Source organism: Acidovorax sp. 56 (genome assembly GCF_002749705.1).
Lineage (GTDB): Bacteria > Pseudomonadota > Gammaproteobacteria > Burkholderiales > Burkholderiaceae_C > Acidovorax.
On record NZ_PEEV01000001.1, the window covers coordinates 2725529 to 2749604 of the forward strand.

Consider the following 24076-nt stretch of genomic DNA (forward strand, 5'->3'; position numbering starts at 1 on the left):
CTTCGCTCCGCGAAGGGGTCGCAGACTTGGGGTCGCCTTCTTTTGCCTTCTTTTGGGGCTGGAGTGTTTCAACACGAGAGCCCCGTGCGCGCAGCGCACCTTGGCGGCGCAAGACAACCCGCGCAGCGGGTTGCGCCAAAAGAAGGTGCGCCGCCGGGCGCACATCCCGGCACCCGCCCTCAGCAAAGGCATGCGTCCAAACCAACCAACGAGCCCTGGCTTCGACAAGCTCAGCCCGAACGGACAGGAAAGGCTCAGGGCATAACTACAAATTTCATAGCTGCTAGCGCTTACCAATAAAGCGCTAGGGCCCCAAAACACCTCAAACCCTACGCCCCCACCTCACCACGCAAGCATCCACCGCCGCCAAAACCACCATCGACACCCCCACCAGCGGAAACACCACCCCGCCCACCGCCAGCACAACCACCACACCCACAAGAGCGCGACGCTGCACAGGCAACGGCGGCACCCCCACACCACCCGCAGGCCGGCGCTTGAACCACATCACCGCGCCCGACACGCACAGCAGCACAATGCCCGCGCACACCGCCACCAGCAGCAGCTGGTTGGCCACGCCCCACTCCTGCCCCAGGTGGATGTTGATGCCCCACTCCAGCCAACGCCCCAGCGGGCCGTAGTCGGCGTACGACATGTCGAGCAGCGGCTGGCCGGTGAACTGGTCCAGGTGCACCACGCGCTGGCGGGCCAGGTCGTGCGGGTAGACGGAGGCGGTGAACACGCCCTGCGCGCCCTGGGGCGGGTTGACGGTGTAGCCGGGGGCCAGTTGCAGGCGCTGCACCCGGTCCATCACAGAGTCAATGTCCAGCGCAGCGCGTACAGGGCCAGCAGTTGCGGGTGCAGGTTGCGCAGCCGCCCCCTCGCCATGCAGGGCGTGTGGGTTGTCTTCTGCCTCGGCATTGGTTTGGGTATGGGCTTGATGTGATTGGTGGTCTTCATGGCCTGCACCGCCCGGCTGCTGCGTGTGCTGCAGCGTCCACGGCAGGTGCGCCGCATCGGCCAGGGGCTGACCGGACATGGGCAACTGCACCCGCACGCCAGCGGGGTAACCAAAGTTGTGGCCGTTGGCCCATGCGTTGGCCTGGGCACCCCACAGTACGGACCAGGGCATGCCAGTGATGGCCAGGAACAGCAAGCCCACGCCCACCACCAGCCCGGTCACCGCATGCAGATCGCGCCAGTACACACGCTGGCGCGGGGTGCCGCGCACGCTGACCACACCGCCCCGCCCCGCTTTGCCTGGCCCACGCGGCCACCACAGGTACAGGCCGGTGAGCACCAGCAGAACAGCCCAGCCCGCCGCCATCTCGATGAAACCGCGCTGCACGGGGCCAAAGTATTTGAGGCTGTGCAGCTTGCGGATCGTCCAGCCCAGCGTGCCCCGATCGCTCAGGGTGCCCAGCACCTGGGCGTTGGCGGGGTTCAGGTACACGGCCACCTTGGCCCCATCCACCGTGCGCACGCCCACCTCGGCAGATTGGCCCGGTGCGGCGGCGGGCGTGTACTTGAACCACGCCCCCGGCTGGGCTGCCAAGGCAGCGGCCAGCACCGCGCTGTGCGATGCTGGCTCGACCGCAGGCGCTGCGGGCACGGGCACCGTCAGCAAGTCGGCATGCACGCGCTGGTCGATGGCGTCGTGGTAGATGTAGAGCGCGCCCGTCACCGCCAGCCAAATCAGCAGGGGCAGCACCAGCAGCCCGGCATAGAAGTGCCAGCGCCACACGGCGCGGTACAGGCTGCTGTGGGTCAGCGCATGGCCCGGCCCTGCCTGCCCATCGGCCTCAGAAGTGAGAGCGCGCGCCATGGTCAGAACTTCCAGTTCAGGCTGGCGTAGGCGCTGCGGCCATCGCCGGGCGAGTAGCCGGACGAGCCGCTGTCGTACCACGCATAGACGTACTTGCGGTTGGTCACGTTCTTGAGCTGCACGCCCACCTCCAGCGTGGGCGACAGGCGCCAGGTGGCACCCAGGTTGAGCAGCGCGTAGCCCCCGGTGCGGCCCAGGGTGTTGGTGCGCTCCAGGTAGTAGTTGCCTTGCGCATTGGCCCAGCCGCTGAGCTTGAGCTGCGTGCTGGCCTGATAGTCCACGCCCAGCGTGGCCAGGTAGTGCGGCACGTTTTCAATCTCTTTGCCGCGCGTGGCGGGGGCGCTGGGGTCGGGCTCAACGATGCGTGCGATTTGCGACGAGTAGCCCACCCAGCCGCTCCACTGCGCGTTCAGGCGTGCGTTGAGCTGCAGGTCCACGCCCTTGCGCAGGGTGCGGCCCACATTGCCCTGGCCGCCGGGGTCGGGCAGGCCGTTCACGCCCAGCACGCGGGCCACTTCACCGCTGGCGCGTTGCTCCCAATAGGCCACGCGGGTTTCGATGCCTGCAGCAGGTTGCCACTTCACGCCCGCCTCCCAGCCATCGTTGAGCGATGGGTCCAGGTTGCGGCTTTGCGATGCGGTGCGGTAGCTGTCGATGCCCGTGCCGATCTGGAAGGTGCGGCCCCAGTTGGCGTAGACGCTGGTGTCGGGCCGCACGGCGTAGGCCACGCTGATCTTGGGCTGGGTGATGGTGCCGTAGTCGTGCACGGGCGATGTGGTGTGGGTGAGCCCGTCGGTAAAACTGCCGTTCACGCGGTCCACGCGCAGCGCGGGAATGATCTTGAGTGCCTGCACCGGCTGCACCACGGCCTGCACGTAGGCGCCCCGGGTGTTCAGGTCAAAGTCCCAGTCGCGGATCTGCGAGGTGCGCGCCTGCTGCACGGTGCGGTAGCGCTGGGCAGCGTTGTCCTGCCACTGGGCGTCGAAGCCGCCTTCAAGCGTGAAGGCATGCGCCCACGCCACCTTGGGCCGCCAGGTCAGCGTGGTGATCAGGCCTTTGTGGGTTTCATCGCCATCGCGCTCTTGCTGCACACCCGCTTGTGAAAAGCGCACAAAGCGCTGGTTCTCGTAGTGCTGGGTGTAGGCCTTGGCGGTCCAGGCCAGGTCCTTGGGCAGTTGCCCGTCCAGGTGCGCACTCAGTTGCGTGGTCTCGCGTTCGCTGCGGTCCCACGCGGCGTAGGCGGGCGAGCTGCGCGGGGCGCGGGCGGCCTGCTCGGCGGTGAGGTAGCCGGATTCAAGCGCCTTGTTTTTGTAGTAACGGGCGACGACGCCCGCGCGCCACTGTCCGCCGTCGCTGGTGTAGAACCACTTGCCCGCCAGCGCCTTTTTATCGGCCTCGGCATGGTCGCGGTAGCCATCGGATTCGCGGGTGGCCACAAAGTAGTTCTGGCTCCAGTTGCCGCTTTCAAAGCCCTTGGCCAGCTGCAGCTCGCGCGTGCCGTAGCTGCCCAGCGTCACGCTGGCCTGGCCGTCGTTGCCGCCCTGGCGGGTGATGACGTTGGCATTGCCTGCGATGTTGTTCAGGCCGTAGCGCGGGTCGTTGGTGCCGCGCACGATCTCGATGGCCTCGATGTCCAGCGGAAACACCGCGTCCAAAAACGGCATGCCGCCCGCGTTGTCGTTGCTGGGGATGCCGTCGATCAGCAGCTTGACGGCGTTGACCCGGCCTTCGCCGTTGAAGCCGCGCATGGAAAAGCGCCCGGCGTCCGTGCCCTGTTTGAACTGCGTGACCTGCACGCCGGGGGCGCGGGCGAGCAGCTCCCAGCTGTAGTCCACATACTGGTCTTGCAGCACGCTGGCGCCCAGGATATCGACCGAGCTGAACACATTGCGCACATTGAGCGCGCCCGAGGGAGTCGACTGCACGGTGATAGTGCCCAGGGTGAGGGCGGCGTCGTTGGCAGATTCGGAGACAGCGGTCTGGGCCCAGGCAGATGCAGCGAGCGAGGCGATGGCGGCACCCACGGCGACAGCGATGAGGGAGCGTGCAGGCCGTGCAGGGCACGCAAAGCGCACGCCCGTAGAAGGATAGGAAGACATGGTTGGCAAAGGGTTCACTACGCGCCCCCGGCACGGCACACCTGCACGCGGCCCACTCCGCCCACGCCTGCGGCCCCACCAGGATCGCTACAGGCGCGCAACAAAGCCGGGCCCCATGGGCGATCGGTCTCGGGATCAGCGCAAAAAGAATCGGGTCAAGAACGGCGCACCGCAGGCGAACCAAGCGCCTGCCGCATGCACCCCAAAGTCAGACCGTTGTGAACCCCGGCGGCCCCCGCGCAGGCAGCGGCGCGCCGCGCCATGAGGCCGTGAACACCCGAGCCTGCCAGGGCACGGGCACAGGCTGCGCCGCCACACGGGGCACCGCCACGGGCGGCAGGCTGGGCGGGGGCGCTTGCAGCTGCAGGCACAGAGTGCAATCGAGCCCGTGCGGGCCCAGCGCTTGCTGGCGGGGCGTTGATGCATCGTCGCCCGCCGCGCTCACCACCACCAGCTTGACGGCGCCGGAGGCTCCGCACACCAGCTCCAGCGACTGCGGGTGGATGAGCGGCGCCGCACCCGCCAGCCCGACCACGCCCAAAAACCACGCCAGCACCAGGCGGGCGAGGAAGGGGGTGGTGCGCAGGCGGTGCATGCCGCAGATTATGGCGGGTGGCTGGGGGTTGCGGTGGGGCTACAAAGTGCAGGGGTGATGGAGATCAATTCAAAGGAATTTGGGCGCTAGCGCTTTGGGATCAAGCGCTGCAAGCTATCAACTTCATAGCAATCAGACCAACCCGGGCCGCCGCCGTTTGGATGGAGCCTGTCGAAGCCGAGGCACGCGAAAAGACGGATTCGGCATGGGCATGCCAAGGCGCAACCCCGCCAGTGCCCCCAGTATCCCCAGTATCCCCAGTGCACTCTTGTTCTGTCGCACCACCACCGGGTGGGGCCGGGAAAGGCATGTCCGAAAGCAGCGCGCGTGGAACCCGCCGCCGCAGTGCAATGGCGGCTGACCCAACCACGACCGAAGAGGTGAAGCCATGAAACTGTCCGTACAGGGGATTCCGAGCGAGGTGGCGCGGCGACTGCAAGCGGGCGGCGACGACGCGAATGGGCAAACGCCATTGCAAACCGTGGCCCAAGGCCAGGCCAACCCGTGCCGCCACTGCCTGCAGCTGATCGCGCCCGGCGACGCCATGCGCGTTCTCTCTTACCGCCCCTTTGCCGACTTGCAGCCTTATGCAGAAACGGGGCCGATCTTTTTGCATGCGCACGATTGCGAGCACTACCAAGCAGACCGGCTGCCCGACTGGTTTGTCTACCTGGACCCGGCTGTGATTCGCGGCTACGGGCACAACCACTGGATACGGTACGAAACGGGGGCCATCGTTGCGGGCAAGGAACTCACCGACAGGTGCCGCCAGATTCTGGCCGACCCCGAGGTCGCGTATGTGCACATACGCTCCAAGTTCAATTGCTTCCAATGCCGCGTGGACCGGGGATGAAATTGGCGCAGCCACGCTGGCAGTTGCGCGTGGCGCTGGTCCGCGCCGCAGCCCATCTCGCGCCCCCTGGTTGCGCCAGGGCGGCCCGCAAACGCTATCAATTCAATAGCTTCTAGCGCTTATTGGACGGGCAAAACAGCCCAAAAAGCCAAAAACCTACCGCCGCACCGTCTCCAGCGGCAACGCCACCAGTTCGGCCAGCAGGGCCGCCAAGGCCTCGCCCGCAGCCTCAACCACCGCACGGCCTTTGTCGGCCGTAGCCGCATCGGCCTGCCCCACAGCGCCGCTCTCGTGATAGTCCTCGATGGCCCAACCCATCTTGGCGCTTTTGCCGTTGCCCAAAATGGCGTGGCGCTCGGACCGATCCTGCGAGGTGGAGCGGAAGCTCTGCGCATGTTCCATGCGAACGGTGCCGCGCGCCAGGTGCAACATCATTGACGTCTCAATGTCACCCGCATGGATGCCAAAGCGGTGCTCGGCCGCGCTGAACAGGCCTTGCACCTCGGGCGGCTGGGGCAGGCTGAACCAGCTGGCGCTGTACACCAGCAGGCCGTGGCGCTGGCGCAGCTCGCGCGCCACGATGTCCATCACCGCCACATTGCCACCGTGGCTGTTGAAGATCAGTAGCTTCTTGACCCCTGCCCGCGCCACGCAGGCCCCCAGCTCGGTCCACAAGGCGATCACCGTGGCGGGCGAGAGGGTGAGCGTTCCTGCGAAATTGGCATGCTCGGTGCTCAGGCCAATGTTTTGCGGAGGCAAAAACAGCGCAGGCACATCGGCCCCCAGGTGCGGCAGGGCGGCGTCGATCACGCCTTGCAGCAGCGTGGCATCGACCGACAACGGCAGGTGCGGGCCGTGCTGCTCAACGGCAGCCACGGGCAGCACGGCCACCACCTGTTCGGCCTGGCCAGTACTTTGCAGCGCAGCAAAGTCGCGGGTGGAGAGGTCGGCCCAGAAGCGGGAGGGCAAGGGGGATGTGGCGGCAACAGAAGTCATGCCCCGCATGGTAGCGGTGCGGCAGGCAGCCACAGCAGGAACGAGCAGTTGGCCAGCGCCCGCTAACATCGCCCCATGACCCAAGACCTTTTTCGCCAAGACGCTTACCTGCGCGAATGCAGCGCCCAACTCACCGCCGTGACCGAAGCGGGCATCGTGCTGGACCGCACCGTGTTCTACCCCTTGGGCGGCGGCCAGGCGGGCGACAGTGGGGTGCTGGTGCTGGCCGATGGCGCCGAGCTGGCGATTGCCGACACGCGCAAGGGCAAGGACGCCGAGGGCAACCCCACCAGCGACATCGTGCATGTGCCCACACCGGGGCAAGAAGCCCTGCTGGCCACGCTGGCACCCGGCACCGCCGTCACCGCGCGCATCGACTGGGAGCGCCGCCACCGCATGATGCGGCTGCACACCACCTCGCACCTGCTGTGCCACGTGGTGCCGCAGTTGGTCAATGGCTGCTCCATCACGCCCGACTATGCCCGGCTGGATTTCGCCATGACCGACCCGCTGGACAAGGAGCAACTCACCGCCGCCATCGCCGCGCTGGTGGCTGCGGCCCACCCGCTCACGGTGGCGTCGATCAGCGACGAGGAGCTGGACGCCAACCCCACTTTGGTCAAAAGCATGAGCGTGCAACCGCCCCGGGGCACGGGGCGCATCCGCACCATCCGCATTGGCGGCGATGGCGACGCGCCATTGATCGACCTGCAGCCCTGCGGCGGCACGCACGTGGCCAACACCTCGGAAATCGGCACCGTGGTGGTCACAAAGATTGAGAAGAAAAGCGCCACCACCCGCAGGGTGGTGTTGGGCTTTGCCCCATGAGCGCAGCGAATAGCGCTTTTCTTCGGGGTGCACTCATTGGCGCGCAGCGCCAGTGGGGGCACACCAGAAGCCACGCAATATCCGCCACCACCCGCAGGGTGGTGTTGGGCTTTGCCCCATGAGCGCAGCGAATGGCGCTTTTCTTCGGGGTGCACCCATTGGCGCGCAGCGCCAGTGGGGGCGCACCAGAAGCCACACAATATCCGCCACCACCCGCAGGGTGGTGCTGGGCTTTGCGCCATGACACCGCAACGCACTACAAAAAGATACTTCTGCAGCATGCCGGGCGCTGTTACCTTTGCAACTCTGCCCGCGTTGAAACCAGCCACGGGCCCGCAGCACACCACGGTGCGCAGGGCCCCAGCCCACTTCATTTTCTGACCCTCCATGCCAGCCCCTTTGCGCGCCCTGCTCGGCCACCCCCAACTCATCGCCCTGCGGCAACGCCGCTGGTTCAAGCCCGCCACACGGGCGCTGGCCGCACTGCTGGGGGTGTGGGCCCTGTCGTGGTTGTCGGTCCCCGCCCTGGTCAAAGGGCCGCTGGAGCGCCTGGCCAGCGAGCAACTGGGCCGCACCGTCACGGTGGGGTCGCTCGACTTCAAACCCTGGTCACTGGAGCTGACGCTGCGCGACATTGCCGTGGCAGGTGCCAAAGGTAGCGAGGCAGGCCCAGCGCAGCTGACCATTGGGCGCGTGTATGTCGATGCCGAGCTGCAGTCGCTGCTGCGCCTGGCGCCGGTGGTGGATGCCTTCACGGTGGAAAACCCCGTGCTGCGCATCACCCACCTGGGCCAGGGCCGCTACGACGTGGACGATGTGATTGCCAAGCTGACGGCACCCAAGGACGAACCGGCACAACCCCCCTCGACCGAGCCCGCGCGGCTGGCGCTGTACAACCTGCTGCTGCAGGGCGGGCGCGTGGACTTTACCGACAACGCCGTGGGCAAGACGCATTCGGTGCAGGACCTGCTGCTCTCTGTGCCCTTCATCAGCACGCTGGCCGATAAAAAGGAAGTGCGCGTGGAGCCCCGGCTGGCCTTTACGCTGGAGGGCAGCCGCTTTGACTCGTCGGCCCAGAGCACACCGTTCGCCCAAACGGGGCATGCCGACGCCCAGATCCGCTGGGAGGGCCTGAACCTGGCCCCCTACTTGGGCTACCTCCCCGCCAGCCTGCCCATTCGGCTGAAGGCCGCCACGCTGGACGTGGACGTGAAGCTGGCCTTTGAGCAGGCGCCGCGCATGGCAGTGAAGCTATCGGGCAAGGTGCAGACCCGCGATGTGCACCTGACCGACCGCGAAGGCCAGGACCTGCTGGCCTATGAGCGCCTGACCGTGGACATGGCCGATGTGCGCCCACTGGACCAAGTGGTGGACCTGGCCCAGGTGGAGCTGGCCGCCCCCGTGCTGCACGCCCGCCGCGATGCCGCCGGGCTGCTGAACCTGGCGCAACTGGGCAACAGCCCGGCCGCAGGGGCACCCAGCGCAGCCACCGCGACGGCTGCAGCGCCTGAACCAGCGGCCTCCGCCGCAGCCGGTGCCGAGGGCAGCGAGCCCGCCAGCGCAGCCGCATCGGCCCCCACCAGCGCATCCAGCAGCACCAGCCGCACGGCCAAATCCAGCACCCCCCCCAAGCAAGCCACCCCGCCAGCCACACAACCGCCCGCCCCCTGGAAGGTGACCGTGGCCCGCGCCACAGTGCACCAAGGTACCGTGCACTGGGATGACCAAACCACCCGTCCCGCCGCCGCGCTGCAGGCGCAGCAACTGGCGCTGGAGTTGACCGGGCTGGCCTTGCCGCTGGAAAAGCCCGTGGCCTTCAAAGGCGCCATGGTGTTGCCCAATGCCAATGCAGGCAGTGCGGCCAGCGCGACCAACGCCACCGTGCCCCCCGCCCGACAGACGGGCAAAGCCAAGGCAGGTGCGGCCAAAGCGGTGGCAGCGAAGACAGACACACCAGCGGCCCCTGAAGGCAAGCTGGCGTTTGAAGGCGAGGCCACCGAGCAAAAAGCGCAGCTGCAAATCACCACCGAAGCGCTGGCGCTGCAACTGGCGGCGCCCTACGTGGCGCAGTACCTGGAGCCCAGCTTGGCAGGCCAGCTCACCGGCACCCTGGGGTTGCAATGGCAGGCCCCGACCGGCAGCAAAGCTGCCACCGGCCTCACCGTGACTGCGGGCCCGCTGGCGCTGGAGCAACTGGCCCTGCGCCAGGGCAACAAGCCCCTCGTCAGCCTGGCCAAGCTGGAGGTCAAGGGCCTGCAACTGCCGCTGGACGAGCGCACCGTGACGCTGGAATCGCTGAGCCTGAACACCCCCCAACTGGCCGTGGAGCGCGGCAGCGACGGGCGCTGGATGTTTGAGCGCTGGGCCAAGGCCCAGGCACAGACACCCACCGCAGCGAGCGAGACCACGGCAGCAAAAACGCCCACCGAAACCCCCTGGGTGGTGCGCGTGGGCGAACTGGCCCTGCAAGGCGGCACCGTGGCCTTTGCCGACAACGCCCAGCCCCGCCCCGTGGCCCTGGAGGTATCGGCCCTGGACGTGAGCGCCAAGAACCTGGCCACCGACAGCGGCAAGCCCGGCGCCTTCACGCTGAGCGCCCGCGCAGCGGCGGGCAAGGGCAACGCCAAGAGCACGGCCGGCAAGATCGACTACCAGGGCACGCTGGCCCTGCAGCCCCTGGCCACCCAGGGCAAGCTGGACGCCACCCGCGTACCCGTGCACGGGCTGGACGGCTACCTGGCCCAGCAGTTGGCCATTGAGCTGCTGCGCGCTGATGTGGGCTTTCGGGGGCAGGTGGCGTTTGCGCAGTCTGACAAAGGCCCTAGCCTGAAGCTGGCGGGCGATGCGGCCATTGAAGAACTCAAGGCCAACAGCACGGGCGCATCCACCCCACTGACCGAAGCCCAGGTGGGCGAGGAACTGCTGGCCTGGAAGAGCCTGAACCTGCGTGGCCTGAGCGTGGCCACGGCCCCCGGCACCGCCCCCAAGGTGCAGGTGAGCGAGACCAGCTTGCAGGACTTTTTCGCGCGCATCACCATCAACGAGGCCGGGCGCATCAACCTGCGCGACATCGTGAAGGGCGATGCCGAGGCCACCGCAACGGCACCTGCAACCACGGCATCCGCCACAGCAGCTTCGGCACCCGCGCCTGCGGCGTCTGCGGCATCGGCCCCGCAGCCCGTGCAGACGGCAGCGCGCGACCCGCTGGCGCCCGTGGTGCAGTTCGGCCCGGTGAGCCTGGTCAACGGCAAGGTGCTGTTTTCTGACTTCTTCATCAAACCCAACTACTCGGCCGACCTGAGCGAGCTGACCGGCAAGCTGAGCGCCTTCTCGTCCGAGGCACCGGGCGGCGAGCCCCAACTGGCCACGCTGGAGCTGCTGGGCCGCGCCGAGGGCTCGGCCTCGCTGGAGGTCACGGGCAAGCTCAACCCCCTGGCCCAGCCGCTGGCGCTGGACATTGCAGGCAAGGTGCGCGACCTGGACCTGCCCCCGCTGTCGCCGTATGCGGTGAAGTACGCAGGCCACGGCATTGAACGCGGCAAGCTCAGCGTGGACGTGGCCTACAAGGTGCTGCCCAACGGGCAGTTGACGGCCAACAACCGCATCGTGCTGAACCAGCTGACCTTTGGCGAGCCCGTGGCGGGCGCGCCCAACAGCCTGCCCGTGCGCCTGGCCGTGGCGCTGCTGGCCGACCGGCGCGGCGTGATCGACCTGGACCTGCCCATCAGCGGCTCGCTGAACGACCCGCAGTTCCGCCTGGGGCCGGTGATCGGCAAGGTCATCCTCAACCTGATCGGCAAGGCCCTGACCTCGCCCTTCAGCCTGCTGGCCAGCGCCTTTGGCGGCGGTGAGGAGATGAGCAGCGTGGCCTTTGCCCCCGGCAGCGCCACCCTCAGCCCCGAGGCGCAGCAAAACCTGGGCAAGGTGGCCAAGGCCCTGGCCGACCGCCCCACCCTCAAGCTCACCGTGACAGGCACCGCCAACTTGGCCGAAGAGCGCGAGGGCCTGCAACGCGAACGCCTGCAGCAGTTGGTGCGCGCAGAAAAGCGCCGCGCCCAGCCAGACAGCACCGAGCCCGTCACCGCCGACGAGTACCCCGCCCTGCTCAAGGCCGCCTATGGCCGCGCCAGCATCCCCAAGCCCCGCAACCTGGTGGGCCTGGCCAAAGACCTGTCCGTGCCCGAGATGGAAGCCCTGCTGATGGCCAACCAGCCCGCCACCGAAGCCATGGCGGCCGAGCTGGCCGCCCAGCGCGGCCACGCCATCCAGAGCTATCTGGCCGCGCAAAAGCTGCCTGCCGAGCGACTCTTCCTGGCCGCCCCCAAAACCGGCAGCCAGGTGCCCAAGGGCGCACCGCATGCGGAACTGAGCCTGGCGACGCAGTAAGAACCTGTGCAAAGTCTTTTTGGAGATTGCATTGGAGTGCAATCGGGATGAGTGGATGCCTCGGATGCGCAGCATGGGCTGGCGCCCATGCAAGCAGCCGGGGCATTCAATCGCCCGATTTCACTCCAACCCTTCGGGCAAGTGGCTGGCCGGGCGGTCTGCGGCGTTGCACCGCTTGCTAATAGCACGGGCTATTGGCCGCACGCTGCGCCTTGCATTCCATCCCGGCCAGCCACTTGTGCAACTCCAAAAAGACTTTGAACAGGTTCTCCCCCCCTGAGTCGCCTGCGGCGCCTTCCCCCTCTCTCGCTGCGCGGGAGGGGGACGCCCCCGGCGCGGCGGGGCGGTGCGGCCGGCGTAGGCCCTTGCGCGGGGGCACTGGTACTGGCGCCGCGCCAGTTTCACAGGGTGCACCGGCTCAAAGCACAATGACGCGTTGAGAATCGAAACCATGGCGGGGCCGGAACCAAACCCGCCCCGCCCGCTCCCACACTGCACCATGCCTTCACGCCTGTCCCACCGCCTCGCAGCCACTCTCTTTTTTATAGCTGCCAGCGCTTTAGGGATAAGCGCTAGCGCCCAATTTGGCCCCAAACCTGCCAACCCAGGCAGCAGCACCGTCACCACACCGCATGTGCAGGCCGAGCTGATCGCCCACGCGCCGCAGGGCGTCACCCCCGGCCAGCCGCTGTGGCTGGGCCTGCAAATCACCCACCAGCCCGACTGGCACACCTACTGGAAGAACCCCGGCGACTCTGGCCTGCCCACCGAGCTGACCTGGCAGCTGCCCGCCGGGCTGGATGCGGGCGACATCGCCTGGCCCGTGCCCCACAAGATTGCCATCGGCACCCTGGCCAACTACGGCTACGAAGGCACCGTGCTGCTGCCCGTGCCCGTCACGGTGCCCAGCACCTTTGCCCCCGGTCCGCTGGCCAAAGACATCACCGTGCAGCTCAAAGCCTCGTGGCTGGTGTGCCGCAAAGAGTGCATTCCCGAAGAGGGCCAGTTCACCCTGCAGCTCCCCATCCGTAGCACCACCGCGCTGAACGGCGCCGCCTTTGACGCCGCCCTCAAGGCGCAACCCCAGGCACTGCCCAGCACCACGGCCAGCGACGCCCGCCAGGCCCGTGTGGACGGCGACAGCCTGCAGGTGCGGGTGCAAGGCCTGCCCGCCGCGCTGCACGGCAAAACGCTGGACCTGTACCCCGAGACGCCTGAAGTGCTGCACAACGCCGCCCCCGGCACCCAGAAGTGGGACGGCGCGGTCTGGACCGCACGCATCCCCCTGGCCGAGCAGCGCAGCGGCAGCCCCACCCTGCTGCCCGTGGTGCTGGCCGAGCGCGTGCAAGGCGCCACACCCCGCCCCGGCTACCGGGCCGAGCTGCAGGTGCTGGGCACCTGGCCTGCGGCAGCCACCAAGGCCGCGGTGTCGCCCGCGCTAGAGGCCGCCCTGCAAGCGAATGCGGCGATCGCATCGGGCAGTGGTGGCAATGGCGGCAGTGGCGGCCCCTTGGCGCCTTCGGGGGCCTCCAGCCTCACGCTCACCGCCGCACTGCTAGGCGCCTTGCTGGGCGGGCTCATCCTCAACCTCATGCCCTGCGTGTTTCCGGTGCTGGCGATCAAGGTGGTGGGCTTCACCCGCCACGCGCAAGACCGGCGCGCCCACCGCGCGAGCGGCCTGGCCTACACCGCTGGCGTGGTGCTGTCCTTCCTGGCGCTGGGCGCCCTCATGCTGGGCCTGCGGGCTGCGGGCGAGGCCGTGGGCTGGGGCTTTCAGCTGCAGTCGCCCGCCGTGGTGGCCGCGCTGGCCGGGCTGTTCACCCTCATCGGGCTGAACCTGGCGGGGGTGTTTGAGTTTGGGAACATGCTGCCGTCTTCCGTCACCAGCCTGCAGGCGCGCCACCCGGTGGCCGACAGTTTCCTCACCGGCGTGCTCGCCGTGGCCGTGGCATCGCCTTGTACGGCGCCGTTCATGGGCGCGTCCATGGGCCTCACGGCCACGCTGCCTGCCGTGCAGGCGCTGGCGGTGTTTGCGGCCCTGGGGCTGGGCCTGGCGCTGCCTTATCTGGCCGCCAGCCTGTGGCCCGCCGTGGCCCGCGCCCTGCCCCGCCCCGGCGCATGGATGGACACCTTCCGCCGCTTCATGGCCTTCCCCATGTTCGCCACCGTGGTGTGGCTGGTGTGGGTGCTGGGGCAACAAAGCGGCATCGACGGCGCAGCCGCCCTGCTGATCTTGCTGGTGGGCCTGGGCCTGCTGGCCTGGTCACTGGCCCTGCAAGGCCGCGCACGGCGCTGGCTGGGCAGCGTGGCCACCGTGGCCATGGCCCTGCTGCTGTGGGCCTTTGGCCCCCACGTCACGCGCATGGCAGACGTTGCGGAAGCACCCGCCAGCAGCACCGCCACCACGGCCATCACCGCGCAAAGCTGGCAGCCCTGGGGCCCCGGCGCCGCCGAGCAACTGGTGGCCAACGGCCGCCCCGTGTTCGTGGACTTCACCGCCGCCTGGTGCGTGACCTGCCAGTACAACAAGAAAACCACCCTGGCCAACGCTGAGGTGCTGGCCGACCTGCAAGCCAAGAACGTGGCCCTGCTGCGCGCCGACTGGACGCGCCGCGACCCGCGCATCACCACCGCCCTGGCACAGCTGGGGCGCAATGGGGTGCCGGTGTATGTGTTGCATGCGCCTGGCAAGCAGCCGGTGGTTTTCTCCGAGGTGCTGAGCGAGCGCGAACTGCGTGAGGCCTTGGCGAGGCTTTGAACTGTGAGGCCTGAAATAGAAAGCCCGGTTGCTTCACAGCAACCGGGCTTTTTTTGCGATCACTTGGGCACGGTCTAAGAGACCGCCCTCAGCGATTTACAAGCTCTTGAGCGCCACCACGTCCTTGCCCTTGAACGTGAACACCGTCACGGCCGAGGAGCGCAAATCATGCTTGGCGTCGTAGGCAAACTCGCCCGTCACTCCCATGTACTTGCCAGCGGCGATGTGCTCGGTCACCTTCTTCACGTCCAGCGACTGCGTGGCTTCCACGGCCGCGGCGATGAGGTGCATGCCGTCGTAGAACGCGGCTGCGTAGGTCAGCGGATCGCGCTTGTATTCAGCACGGTAGGTGGCGGCAAACTTCTGGCCCTTGTCGCTGCGGTCGAGCATGGAGCCGCCCTGGGTGCAGAAGGTGTTGAGGTCACCTGTGACCTGCGACAGCATGGCGGTCTCAGACGAGCAGATGCCGTCGCCGCCCAGCAGGGCCGCCGTAATGCCCAGCGCGCGCATTTGCTTGAGCAGCGGGCCGCCTTGGGGCGAGTAGCCGCCGTAGAACACGGCATCGGCCTTGGCGGCGCGGATGTTGGTCAGGATGGCGCTGAAGTCGGTGGCTTTGTCGGTAGTGAACTCATTGGCGACGATCTTCAGACCCAGGCGCTTGGCCTGTTCGGTGAATTCGCGCGCCACGCCCTGGCCGTAGGCCGTGCGGTCGTCGATCACGGCCACGGTCTTGATCTTCAGGTCTTGCGCCGCGTAGGTGGCCATCTTGGCGCCCAGCTGGTTGTCGCTGGCCCCAATGCGGAACAGCGTGGCATAGCCCTGCTCGGTCACCTTGGGGTTGGACGCCACGGTGAAAACGCCCATGCCTGCATCGGCCAGCACACGGGACGCGGGCATGGTGACGCCCGAGTTGTAGGGGCCCAGGACGAACTTCACCTTCTGGTCAGACAGCCGCTGGGCGACTTGCACGCCCTGCTTGGGGTCGGCCCCGTCGTCGTTGATGTCCAGCTCGAACTGCACGGCCTTGCCGCCCACCTTGATGCCCTTGGCATTGATTTCCTTGAGGGCGAGCAAAGCGCCGTCACGGTTGTCGATGCCGTTGGCGGCCTGGGGGCCGGTCACGGGGCTCATGAAGCCGATGCGCACCCGCTCTTGGGCAGACACGGAGAAGGCGGCAGTCAGACCGCAGGCGGCCAGCGCCAGCACGAGGGCTTGTTTTTTCATAGCTTGTTTTTTCATTGGAAAGGTACTCCTCAGGATAGGGGCAGCGCGCAGATCGTGTCCGGCCCGCCGCCCGCGCAGGAGTATGCAGCAAAGGGCCCGCCGCTCCGGAGCTGTCCGGCCTGCGCCCCAACCTCGCTGCCGGCAGGGTTGCCGCCCCCTTTGCCACAATGGGCCACAAAGACAGGACCCTCGCATGCCAGCCGATCCCCATCTGCCCATCTTTGAGCGCACCCATACCATTGCCATCGTCGGCCTCTCGCCCAAACCTGAACGCGACAGCCACCATGTGGCGCAGTACCTGCAGGCGCAAGGGTTTCGCATCGTGCCCGTCAATCCTGCGGCCGACGAAGTGCTGGGCGAGCGCTGCTGGCCTTCATTGACCGAAGCCGCAAAGCACCACCGCATTGACCTGGTGGATGTATTCCGGGACAGCGCCGCCGTGCCCCCGATTGCCGACGAAGCCATCGCCATTGGCGCCCAAGCGCTGTGGCTGCAAATTGGCGTGCGCCACGATGCCGCGCTGGCCAAAGCCCAGGCGGCCGGGCTGGCGGTGGTGCAAGACCACTGCACGCTGGTGGAGCACCAGCGGCTGCGGGCTGCTGGTCTGTTGCCACCCCATTGACGCTGGGGCCAGCGCCCACAAAGCAGCAGGCTAGCGCCCGCGTGCCCAACGGCGCCTGCGCTGCAGCGCGGGGGTCAGCCACAGCAGTTGAACGGCGGCATAGCCCAGCAGAGCCATCAGGGCCGCCAAGGTGGGCAAGCCCACCAGCAGCGGCGTGCCCAAGGCCTGCATCCAGGTGGCCAGCGCTTGCACAGAGAAGTCACCATCCGGGGCCACGCTGCCCCACGCAGGCAGGGGCTGCTCTCCCGGCATGACCAAGGCCCCCAGGTAAAAGGCCAGCGCGTACAGCGGCACGGTGGTGAGGGGGTTGGTGTAGAACGTTGCCACACCTCCGGCCACGACGTTGCCGCGCAGCCAGGCGCACACCAGCACGGTGCCCGGAATCTGCAGCGGCCCGGGGATGAGTCCACAGAACATGCCGGCCGCCACGCCCCGCGCCAGGGGCTGGCGCTGAAAGCGGAACATCGCCCGCTGCTCCAGCCAGGGCTGAAAGCGTGCCAGCCAGCTCCCCTGTATCCGGCCCCGCACCTGTGGCTCCAGCCCACGCAGCCAGCGGCGCAGGGTGCACAGCATTTGCATCATGGGCCCCTCAACCCATCAGCACTGCGGCCGCAGTGCCTGCGCCCCACAGCGTCGTCAAAGTGGCCAGCAGCCCCACGTCTCGCAACTCGCTGCCCGCCCAGCGGGCCGTTACCGTGGCGATTAGCAGGGCAACCAGCATGCACACCATTACCGATTCAAGCATGTCCATGGTGTGCGCCTTTCAGTCCTTGGGGGGCAGAGCAGCGGGCTGGCCGCCGTGCGCGCTTTCACCCGAGCTGCGCAGCGACAGGATGATGGAGCCTGCAATCAGCGACGCAGTGACCAGCAGCGCGTAGCCAATCGGGATCTTGACCAGGTCGATGAGCAGCATCTTGCTGCCGATGAACACCAGCACCAGCGCCAGGCCATAAGCCAGCAGGTGAAAGCGGTTCGCCAGGTCAGCCAGCAGGAAGTACAAAGCGCGCAGACCCAGGATGGCAAAGATGTTGGCCGTGAGCACGATGAACGGGTCGCTGGTGATGGCGAAGATGGCGGGGATGCTGTCCACCGCGAAGATGATGTCGGTGGTGCCGATGAGCACCAGCACCACGAACAGCGGGGTGTAGTGCTTGGCGCCGTTGATCAGCGTGGAGAGCTTTTCGCCATCGAACTGGTCGGTGATGCGGATGCGCTTTTTCAGGAACTTGAGCACCGGGTTGGTCGCGATGTCAGGCTCTTGCCCCGCAGCAAACCACATCTTGGCGCCGGTGATGACGAGGAACGCACCAAACACATACAGCAGCCAATGGAAGGTGGCCAGCAGCCAGGCGCCTGCCAGGATGAGCAGCGTGCGCAGCACGATGGCGCCGATGATGCCGATGATGAGCGCACGCTTTTGGTACTGGGGTGGCACCGCAAAGTAGCTGAACAGCATCAGGAAGACAAAGATGTTGTCGATGGACAGGCTCTTTTCCACCAGATAGCCGGTGATGAACTGCATCGATACCGTGTTGGCCACCTCGCGGCCTTGGGTGCCGTTCAGGTACCACCACAGGATGGCGACAAACACAAACGCCAGCGAGAACCACAGCACGCTCCAGCGCAGCGCCTCGCCCATGGTGACCTTGTGCGCCCCCTGGCGCTCCATCACCAGCAAATCAATGCCGATGGCCACCACCACAAAGACGGCAAAACCCGCCCACATCCACCAGGTTCCTATTGTTTCCATGCGTCCTCTCCAAAAAGTTGTTTGCCCGCCCATGCGGGAAGCCCGCACACAGCCCCGCACTGTAGGGACACAACCACTCTTTAAAAACCTGTCATATTGATAGTATTGGTTCGGTTTTTACGAACCAATGCATTCCACTGGACTGCCCCAACCGCACCATGCCCCCGAGGTCACCATGAGCCAAAGCTTCAACTACCGCCACCTGTACTACTTCTGGGTGGTGGCCAAAGAGGGTGGCATTGCCCGCGCTGCCGAGCGGCTGGACATGGCCGTGCAAACCATCAGCGCCCAGGTGCGCGAGCTGGAAAAAGCGCTGGGCGTGAGCCTGCTGCGCAGCGAAGGGCGCAACCTGGTGCTGACCGACGCCGGGGTGGCTGCGCTGCACGAGGCCGACCACATCTTTGCCCTGGGCGAGCAACTGCCCCACCGGGTGCGCGAAGCCGCCACGGGCCCCACGCTGCGGCTGAACCTGGGCATATCGGACGGCATTGCCAAGCTGGCGGTGCACCGGCTGCTAACCCCGGTGCTGGACGAGCCCCATCTGAAACTGCTGTGCCATGAGGGCGAGTTCCAGCCCCTGCTGGGCGAGCTGGCCATGCACAAGCTCGATGCCGTGCTGGCCGACCGACCCGCGCCCCCCAACCCCGCGCTGAAGACCACCAGCCAGCTGCTGAGCACCAGCGCCGTGGCCTGGTACGCCCCTGCCGTGTGGGCCGATGCGGCCAGCCACGCCTTTCCCAAAAGCCTGGGGGTGGTGCCGGTGCTGCTGCCCACCGACCACGCCGCCATGCGGGCGCGCATCGACCACTGGCTGGAGCGCGAACGCATCCGCCCCCGCATTGCGGGCGAGTTTGAAGACAGTGCCTTGCTGAGCACCTTTGCGGCCACCGGAATGGGCGTGATGCCTGCGCCCGTGTTCCTGGGCGAGCACCTGAAAGCCACCCACGGCCTGGTGCACGTGGGCACCACGCCAGAGGTGGAGGAGCACTTTCACCTCATCTACAGCGCCCGCAAGGTGATGCACCCGCTGCTGCTGCGCTTGCTGAGCCCAGCGGGCTGAGCGCCCGTTCAAACACAGCCTAGGCCACTCACCTCACATCGGCCCTGCACCCAACACGGACAGTTACGCACACAAAAAGGGCAGCGGCCTGCATCACGGCCCACGGCGCCACAAAGTGAGGCGAGATGGAAAAATCGCCGTAACCCATTGATTTGTATAGCGCCGCGTTGCCTGCCTTTTTCTCAGGCAACGCAAGCAAAGCCAATGCTGACAAGGCCTTGCGAAGGGTGCCACCGGGATATCAACAAAGTTATCCACAGAAACTCTGAACTTCCGGCGAAAGCCCTGGCAAATCAAGCACTTGCGGTGCAATCTGCACAATCCACAGAAAAAAAGACCTGCAACCGGGGTAGCGCTGAAACCGCTTCGGCCGCACTTGTACACACAAATCGGTGGGCGCGACATGCGCGGCTGCATGCCAGCGCCTACCACAAGCCCAACGCCCCAAACCTGTCAGATGATTGATTCATAAGGATTTTTTTGCCTTGCCCAATTACAAGGCAATCTGTCCAAAGCCTTATGCCATGCGGGTTTGGCGCGGGTGCCGACAGCATGTCAACAAAGTTATCCACAGAAATTTGGGATGATTGTTGCTCTAAGCCCCAGCCGAGCAAGATCATGCCGTTTGCCAACTGGGTGAGGCCTTTGCCCTGCAGAGGCACTGGTACAGCGATATGCTGTGGCGCGTGGCCCAAAACTGCTCATAACACGCCACTGCCTCCGGCCTTTTCCGCCACCCGCCGCCCGTCTGCGGCCCCTCTTGCACACGCCAACGCCATGTCTTCATCGACTTCTTTGTGGAGCCCCCTGCGCCAGCCTGCCTTTCGGGGCATGTGGCTGTGTGGCGGCGTGTTCTTCATTGGCAACGGGATGCAGGCCATGGCGGCGGCCTGGCTCATGGTGGAGCTGACGGGCTCCTCATTTTTGGCGGCGCTGGTGCAAACCGCCGTGTTTTTGCCCATGTTTTTGCTGGCGCTGCCCGCCGGGGTGCTGGCCGACACGACTGACCGCCGGCGCTTGATCTCTGGCGCGCTGATCGCCCAGACCCTGGCGTTTGCGCTGCTCACGCTGCTGGTGCTGGCGGGCTGGGGTGGGCCCGCCACGGTGCTGCTGCTGGTGTTTGGGGGCGGGTGCTGCACGGCCATGCTGACCCCGGCCTGGAACTCGTCGGTGATCGACCCGGTGCCGCGCGACGAATGGCCCCAGGCCATCACGGCGGTAAGCATTGCCTACAACGCCGCCCGCGCCGTGGGCCCCACCTTGGCCGGGCTGGTGTTTGCGCAATTGGGTGCGGGGTGGGTGTTTGCGGTGTCGGTGCTGTCCACGGTGGTCATGTGGGAGTCGATTCGCCGCTGGCCGCCTCGCGCGCACCCGCCGTCGCGCCTGCCGCCAGAGCGGCTGTGGGGCGGCATGCTCAGCGGCCTGCGCTTTGCCTGGCACTCTGAGCTGATCCTCGCCCAGCTGGTGAGGGTAATGGCGTTCAGCGGTGCGGGATCGGCCCTGTGGGCGCTGCTGCCGGTGATTGCAGCGCGCCAGCTGGGCACGGGTGCGCAAGGGTTTGGCCTACTGATGGGCTGCCTGGGCACCGGGGCGGTGGCCGTGGGCCTGGTCATTGGCAAGCTGCGCGCGCGCTTCAGCCTGGATGCGATTGTGCTGGTCAGTTGCCTGGTGTTTGCAGCGGCCATGCTGGTGGCGGCACTCACCAAATCGGCCCCACTGGTGTACCTGGCCATGGTGCTGGGTGGCGCGGCGTGGATGTCGGCCATGTCCACCTTCAACACGGCCACCCAGGCCAGCGCTCCCCCCTGGGTGCGCTCGCGGGCAGTGGCGCTGCACATGGTGTCTACGCTGGGGGCGTTTGCGATTGGCTCGGCGTTTTGGGGCGCGGTGTCGGACGTGGTGGGCCTGACCCCCACGCTGTGCGTGGCGGCGGCGGCCATGGGCATTGGCCTGCTGCTGGCGCGCTCCATGCCCTTGCGCATGGGGGCCCTGCACGAGGTAACCCCCGCCACGCCGTGGGACGAGTTGTTCATCGAAGCCGAGCCGCTGCCCGAGGCCGGGCCCGTGGCGGTGGAAATTGGCTACCGCATTGCGCCCGGCGCCGATGCTGCCTTCCTCGAATCGATCAGCCGCCTCAAGGCCCCACGCCGCCGCGATGGCGCCACCTTCTGGCGCGTGTACAAAGACCTGGGCGAGCCTTCGCGCTACGTGGAGCGGTTCATCGTGGAATCGTGGGCCGACTACCTGCACCAACGCGCCCGCGCCACAGTGGCCGACCAGACCCTGGAGACCGAGGTGCGCACCTTCCTCGCGCCCGGCGAAAGCGCCAGCATGTCGCACTACATCGCAGAACGCTGAAGCGCGTAATGCGGCGAGACAGGCCAGGCAGGTCTGCAGTCTTGCCCTAGATCAATGTGGACGCAATCCCCAAGGCGTGCGCGCCACAGGGCCTGGAAGGTCTGGCGCTCACCCTGCGACAATCAGCGGATGAGCTATGCCCCCCTCACCAACGACACCTTCCTGCGCGCGTGCCGCCGTCAGGCCACCAATTACACCCCCCTGTGGCTGATGCGCCAGGCCGGCCGTTACCTGCCGGAGTACAAGGCCACGCGCGCCCAGGCGGGCAGCTTCATGGGCCTGGCCACCAACGTCCAGTACGCCACCGAAGTGACGCTGCAACCGCTGGAGCGTTTCCCACTCGACGCAGCCATTTTGTTCAGCGACATCCTCACCGTGCCCGACGCCATGGGCCTGGGACTGACGTTTGCCGAGGGCGAGGGCCCGCGCTTTGCCAAGGTGGTGCGTGACGAAGCCGCTGTGGCTGAGCTGGCCGTGCCCGACATGGACAAGCTGCGCTACGTGTTCGACGCCGTGACCAGCATCCGCAAGGCACTCAATGGCCGTGTGCCCCTCATCGGCTTCTCGGGCAGCCCCTGGACGCTGGCCTGCTACATGGTCGAAGGCAAGGGCAGCGACGACTACCGCCTGGTCAAAAGCCTAATGTATGCGCGCCCCGACTTGATGCACCGCATCCTGGCCATCAATGCCGACAGCGTGGCCGCCTACCTGAACGCCCAGATCGACGCAGGCGCCCAGGCTGTGATGATTTTTGACAGCTGGGGTGGCGTGCTGGCCGATGGCGCCTTCCAGGAGTTCAGCCTGGCCTACACCAAGCGGGTGCTGGCGCAGCTCAAGCGCACCGGCGTGGACGGCACCGACGTGCCCCGCATCGTCTTCACCAAGGGCGGCGGCATCTGGCTGGACGACATGAACGACATCGACTGCGAGGTGCTGGGCCTGGACTGGACGGCCAACCTGGGCCGCGCCCGTGCCATCGTCGGTGGCCAGGTGGGTGGCCCCGGCAAGGCGCTGCAGGGCAACATCGACCCCAACGTGCTGTTTGCGCCGCCTGCGCAAATCGAGCAGCAGGTGCGCCATGTGCTCGACAGTTTTGGCACACCGCACACCGACCGCACCACCACCGGCCCCACCCACATCTTCAACCTGGGCCACGGCATCAGCCAGTTCACACCGCCCGAGCATGTGTCGGCACTGGTGGAAGCGGTGCACAGCCACTCGCGTGCGCAGCGCCAGCGCGGCTGAACGGGACCCCGCCCTGCCGGAATCCACCGGGCCTGCGCAGGCCCGGTTGTGCACAGCCATGGTGCACACCTAAAAATCCCAAACGCTAGGCCGGTGGCGATTGATATTTTCAAACGCCATCGGCCTGGCGCAGCTAAGTGGTTGATTCGTATAGCACCACACCGGTTGCCACTTTGCTAGGCAACCTACCCCAACCCCAGCATTTCAAGGGGTTGCGGCGCGCATCCAGGGGATATCAACAAAGTTATCCACAGAAATTCTGGATTTCTTGCAAACCCTCGCCAAATCAAGTACTTAGCGATCAAAGTGCACCCACTACACCAAGCACTGGTGACGGCCGCTCACACATTGCGCAGGCCCCACCTATTGACGACGCTGGGCATTGCACTTATGCACACGCAGCGGCAGGCAGCAGAGCCACCACTGGGTGGCAAGCCTTAGCACAGAAAAAACCCGTAAAAACCCTTCAGATGATTGATTCATAAGGATTTTTTCTACACTGCCTATTTGCCGGGCATTCTGTTGAAAGCCTTATGCCACGCGGGTTTAGCACGGGTGGCTACAGGCTTTCAACAAAGTTATCCACAGAAAAGCGGGATGAGTGCACGGCACCCGATGGAACCCGTCGATGGGCGAGTGTGTGCACACGTGGATATATGCCAAATTGCCCCCTAGCGCTCATGCAATAAGCGCAAGCAGCTATTAATACAGTAGCAAAACCACACATGGCGGCACGGCAGGATCCCACACACGATCGGCTACCCCGCGTGGCTGGCAAAGTAAACCACCCGCCAACCACGGCCCGGCAACCAGCGCAGGCGCACACCCAGCAGACAAGTGCCTTCAAACTCGACACGCACCTCGTCCATGTCCACGCGCTGCCCGCGCAGTGCCCGGCGCAGGCGGTTTCCATGGGTTTGCAATGGCGATGTGCCCACCACGCGCCCCGACCGGCAACTGTGCCTGGCGGCGACGGCCTGCAGCGCCTGCGGTGTGGCGCCCGTGTAGCCCCCTTGCGCCGTCAGGGCCCAGGCCTCGGCGTAGTGGTCCTGCTGCAAATGGCCCAAAAAGCGCTCGGCCACCGCAATAGGCTCGGTAGGCTGGTGCGCAGACCGGGCCCAGAGGCCCAAAAGCAGCCCGGCGAGCCCCAGCAAGCCCATGGCACCCAGCGTCCAATTTTGGGTTTTCTTGTCCAACAAAACACCCTTTTCGCCCGCCACCTCAACACGGCAGCCACTGCCCCAGCACAGTGCACGACGCGGCACCTACGCACAGGTGCACCGCACCCAGCCTCTTTTTTCTGATCCGGCGCAATTTTCTTGAAAAAATCGCCAAGGCATCGCTAAGTGGTTGATTTTATTCACATCGACACCACTGCCTTTTTCATAGGCAAACCACTGAAAGGCCCGATTTCACGGGGCTAGCGCGCGGTGCACAGCGGATATCAACAAAGTTATCCACAGAAATTTGGGATTTC

General features: G+C 66.4%; 17 protein-coding genes. 8 read left to right on the plus strand and 9 right to left on the minus strand.

Features of this window, described 5'->3' with window-relative positions:
- Positions 1-322 precede the first annotated feature (322 nt).
- From CLU88_RS12085 to CLU88_RS12095, 3 genes are all read right to left on the minus strand, one after another.
- Positions 323-1825 carry a PepSY domain-containing protein gene (locus tag CLU88_RS12085; RefSeq protein WP_099656812.1) on the minus strand — a complete coding sequence of 501 codons (1503 nt, stop codon included), beginning with the start codon at positions 1823-1825 and terminating at the stop codon, positions 323-325.
- A gap of 2 nt (positions 1826-1827) precedes the next feature.
- A complete protein-coding gene (locus CLU88_RS12090) occupies positions 1828-3924 on the minus strand; it encodes a TonB-dependent receptor (protein ID WP_099656813.1) in 2097 nt (698 codons plus the stop codon).
- Positions 3925-4132: 208 nt separating this feature from the next.
- Positions 4133-4519 carry a DUF2946 family protein gene (locus CLU88_RS12095; RefSeq protein ID WP_099656814.1) on the minus strand — a complete coding sequence of 129 codons (387 nt, stop codon included), beginning with the start codon at positions 4517-4519 and terminating at the stop codon, positions 4133-4135.
- Positions 4520-4907: 388 nt separating this feature from the next.
- On the opposite strand from CLU88_RS12095, the gene CLU88_RS12100 reads away from it, so the two are divergent.
- The gene (locus CLU88_RS12100; protein WP_099656815.1) at positions 4908-5372 is read left to right on the plus strand and encodes a DUF1203 domain-containing protein; all 465 of its coding nucleotides are present in this window, start codon (positions 4908-4910) and stop codon (positions 5370-5372) included.
- A gap of 156 nt (positions 5373-5528) precedes the next feature.
- Here the strand turns inward: CLU88_RS12100 and CLU88_RS12105 are convergent, their stop codons facing one another.
- Complete coding sequence (locus tag CLU88_RS12105) at positions 5529-6368, minus strand: creatininase family protein (protein ID WP_099658824.1); 840 nt, start codon at positions 6366-6368, stop codon at positions 5529-5531.
- A gap of 75 nt (positions 6369-6443) precedes the next feature.
- Here CLU88_RS12105 and CLU88_RS12110 point away from each other — a divergent pair, with 75 nt between their 5' ends.
- The 3 genes from CLU88_RS12110 to CLU88_RS12125 all read left to right on the plus strand — a co-directional run bounded on the left by CLU88_RS12110 (position 6444) and on the right by CLU88_RS12125 (position 14340).
- Complete coding sequence (locus CLU88_RS12110; protein WP_099656816.1) at positions 6444-7196, plus strand: alanyl-tRNA editing protein; 753 nt, start codon at positions 6444-6446, stop codon at positions 7194-7196.
- A gap of 387 nt (positions 7197-7583) precedes the next feature.
- Positions 7584-11582 (plus strand): DUF748 domain-containing protein, encoded by a 3999-nt coding sequence (locus CLU88_RS12115; RefSeq protein WP_099656817.1) that lies wholly within the window; start codon positions 7584-7586, stop codon positions 11580-11582.
- 499 nt (positions 11583-12081) lie between these two features.
- Positions 12082-14340 carry a protein-disulfide reductase DsbD gene (locus tag CLU88_RS12125; RefSeq protein ID WP_099656818.1) on the plus strand — a complete coding sequence of 753 codons (2259 nt, stop codon included), beginning with the start codon at positions 12082-12084 and terminating at the stop codon, positions 14338-14340.
- Positions 14341-14436: 96 nt separating this feature from the next.
- Here CLU88_RS12125 and CLU88_RS12130 read toward each other — a convergent pair whose 3' ends face one another.
- On the minus strand, positions 14437-15564 hold the full coding sequence (locus CLU88_RS12130) for a branched-chain amino acid ABC transporter substrate-binding protein (RefSeq protein ID WP_099656819.1): 1128 nt from the start codon (positions 15562-15564) through the stop codon (positions 14437-14439).
- Positions 15565-15757: 193 nt separating this feature from the next.
- On the opposite strand from CLU88_RS12130, the gene CLU88_RS12135 reads away from it, so the two are divergent.
- Positions 15758-16186 carry a CoA-binding protein gene (locus CLU88_RS12135; RefSeq protein ID WP_099656820.1) on the plus strand — a complete coding sequence of 143 codons (429 nt, stop codon included), beginning with the start codon at positions 15758-15760 and terminating at the stop codon, positions 16184-16186.
- Between the two features lie 30 nt (positions 16187-16216).
- Here the strand turns inward: CLU88_RS12135 and CLU88_RS12140 are convergent, their stop codons facing one another.
- The 3 genes from CLU88_RS12140 to CLU88_RS12145 are packed head-to-tail and all read right to left on the minus strand — an operon-like array spanning position 16217 to position 17936.
- On the minus strand, positions 16217-16768 hold the full coding sequence (locus CLU88_RS12140; protein ID WP_099656821.1) for a DUF2062 domain-containing protein: 552 nt from the start codon (positions 16766-16768) through the stop codon (positions 16217-16219).
- A gap of 7 nt (positions 16769-16775) precedes the next feature.
- Entirely contained in the window at positions 16776-16937 is a 162-nt protein-coding gene (locus CLU88_RS23105; protein WP_162995887.1) for a hypothetical protein, read from the minus strand.
- A gap of 12 nt (positions 16938-16949) precedes the next feature.
- Positions 16950-17936 carry a TerC family protein gene (locus CLU88_RS12145; protein WP_099656822.1) on the minus strand — a complete coding sequence of 329 codons (987 nt, stop codon included), beginning with the start codon at positions 17934-17936 and terminating at the stop codon, positions 16950-16952.
- 175 nt (positions 17937-18111) lie between these two features.
- Here CLU88_RS12145 and CLU88_RS12150 point away from each other — a divergent pair, with 175 nt between their 5' ends.
- From CLU88_RS12150 to hemE, 3 genes are all read left to right on the plus strand, one after another.
- Positions 18112-18996, plus strand: a complete 885-nt coding sequence (locus CLU88_RS12150) for a LysR family transcriptional regulator (RefSeq protein ID WP_099658825.1) — start codon at positions 18112-18114, stop codon at positions 18994-18996.
- A 777-nt stretch (positions 18997-19773) separates the two neighbouring features.
- Positions 19774-21354, plus strand: coding sequence for an MFS transporter (locus tag CLU88_RS12155; protein WP_099656823.1), 1581 nt, complete (start codon positions 19774-19776; stop codon positions 21352-21354).
- A 129-nt stretch (positions 21355-21483) separates the two neighbouring features.
- The gene (gene hemE / locus CLU88_RS12160) at positions 21484-22599 is read left to right on the plus strand and encodes a uroporphyrinogen decarboxylase (RefSeq protein ID WP_099656824.1); all 1116 of its coding nucleotides are present in this window, start codon (positions 21484-21486) and stop codon (positions 22597-22599) included.
- 758 nt (positions 22600-23357) lie between these two features.
- On the opposite strand, the gene CLU88_RS12165 is transcribed toward hemE, so the two are convergent.
- Positions 23358-23795 carry a hypothetical protein gene (locus CLU88_RS12165; RefSeq protein ID WP_143225995.1) on the minus strand — a complete coding sequence of 146 codons (438 nt, stop codon included), beginning with the start codon at positions 23793-23795 and terminating at the stop codon, positions 23358-23360.
- Positions 23796-24076: the final 281 nt, after the last annotated feature.

Bases quoted from the DNA above. Each gene is read 5' to 3' on its own strand.
- CLU88_RS12110 (WP_099656816.1), top strand. From the start codon at position 6,444: ATGACCCAAGACCTTTTTCGCCAAGACGCTTACCTGCGCGAATGCAGC.
- CLU88_RS12090 (WP_099656813.1), bottom strand. From the start codon at position 3,924: ATGTCTTCCTATCCTTCTACGGGCGTGCGCTTTGCGTGCCCTGCACGG.
- CLU88_RS12130 (WP_099656819.1), bottom strand. From the start codon at position 15,564: ATGAAAAAACAAGCCCTCGTGCTGGCGCTGGCCGCCTGCGGTCTGACT.
- CLU88_RS23105 (WP_162995887.1), bottom strand. From the start codon at position 16,937: ATGGACATGCTTGAATCGGTAATGGTGTGCATGCTGGTTGCCCTGCTA.
- CLU88_RS12085 (WP_099656812.1), bottom strand. From the start codon at position 1,825: ATGGCGCGCGCTCTCACTTCTGAGGCCGATGGGCAGGCAGGGCCGGGC.
- CLU88_RS12150 (WP_099658825.1), top strand. From the start codon at position 18,112: ATGAGCCAAAGCTTCAACTACCGCCACCTGTACTACTTCTGGGTGGTG.
- CLU88_RS12135 (WP_099656820.1), top strand. From the start codon at position 15,758: ATGCCAGCCGATCCCCATCTGCCCATCTTTGAGCGCACCCATACCATT.
- CLU88_RS12155 (WP_099656823.1), top strand. From the start codon at position 19,774: ATGTCTTCATCGACTTCTTTGTGGAGCCCCCTGCGCCAGCCTGCCTTT.
- hemE (WP_099656824.1), top strand. From the start codon at position 21,484: ATGAGCTATGCCCCCCTCACCAACGACACCTTCCTGCGCGCGTGCCGC.
- CLU88_RS12140 (WP_099656821.1), bottom strand. From the start codon at position 16,768: ATGATGCAAATGCTGTGCACCCTGCGCCGCTGGCTGCGTGGGCTGGAG.
- CLU88_RS12105 (WP_099658824.1), bottom strand. From the start codon at position 6,368: ATGACTTCTGTTGCCGCCACATCCCCCTTGCCCTCCCGCTTCTGGGCC.
- CLU88_RS12115 (WP_099656817.1), top strand. From the start codon at position 7,584: ATGCCAGCCCCTTTGCGCGCCCTGCTCGGCCACCCCCAACTCATCGCC.
- CLU88_RS12125 (WP_099656818.1), top strand. From the start codon at position 12,082: ATGCCTTCACGCCTGTCCCACCGCCTCGCAGCCACTCTCTTTTTTATA.
- CLU88_RS12100 (WP_099656815.1), top strand. From the start codon at position 4,908: ATGAAACTGTCCGTACAGGGGATTCCGAGCGAGGTGGCGCGGCGACTG.
- CLU88_RS12145 (WP_099656822.1), bottom strand. From the start codon at position 17,936: ATGGAAACAATAGGAACCTGGTGGATGTGGGCGGGTTTTGCCGTCTTT.
- CLU88_RS12095 (WP_099656814.1), bottom strand. From the start codon at position 4,519: ATGCACCGCCTGCGCACCACCCCCTTCCTCGCCCGCCTGGTGCTGGCG.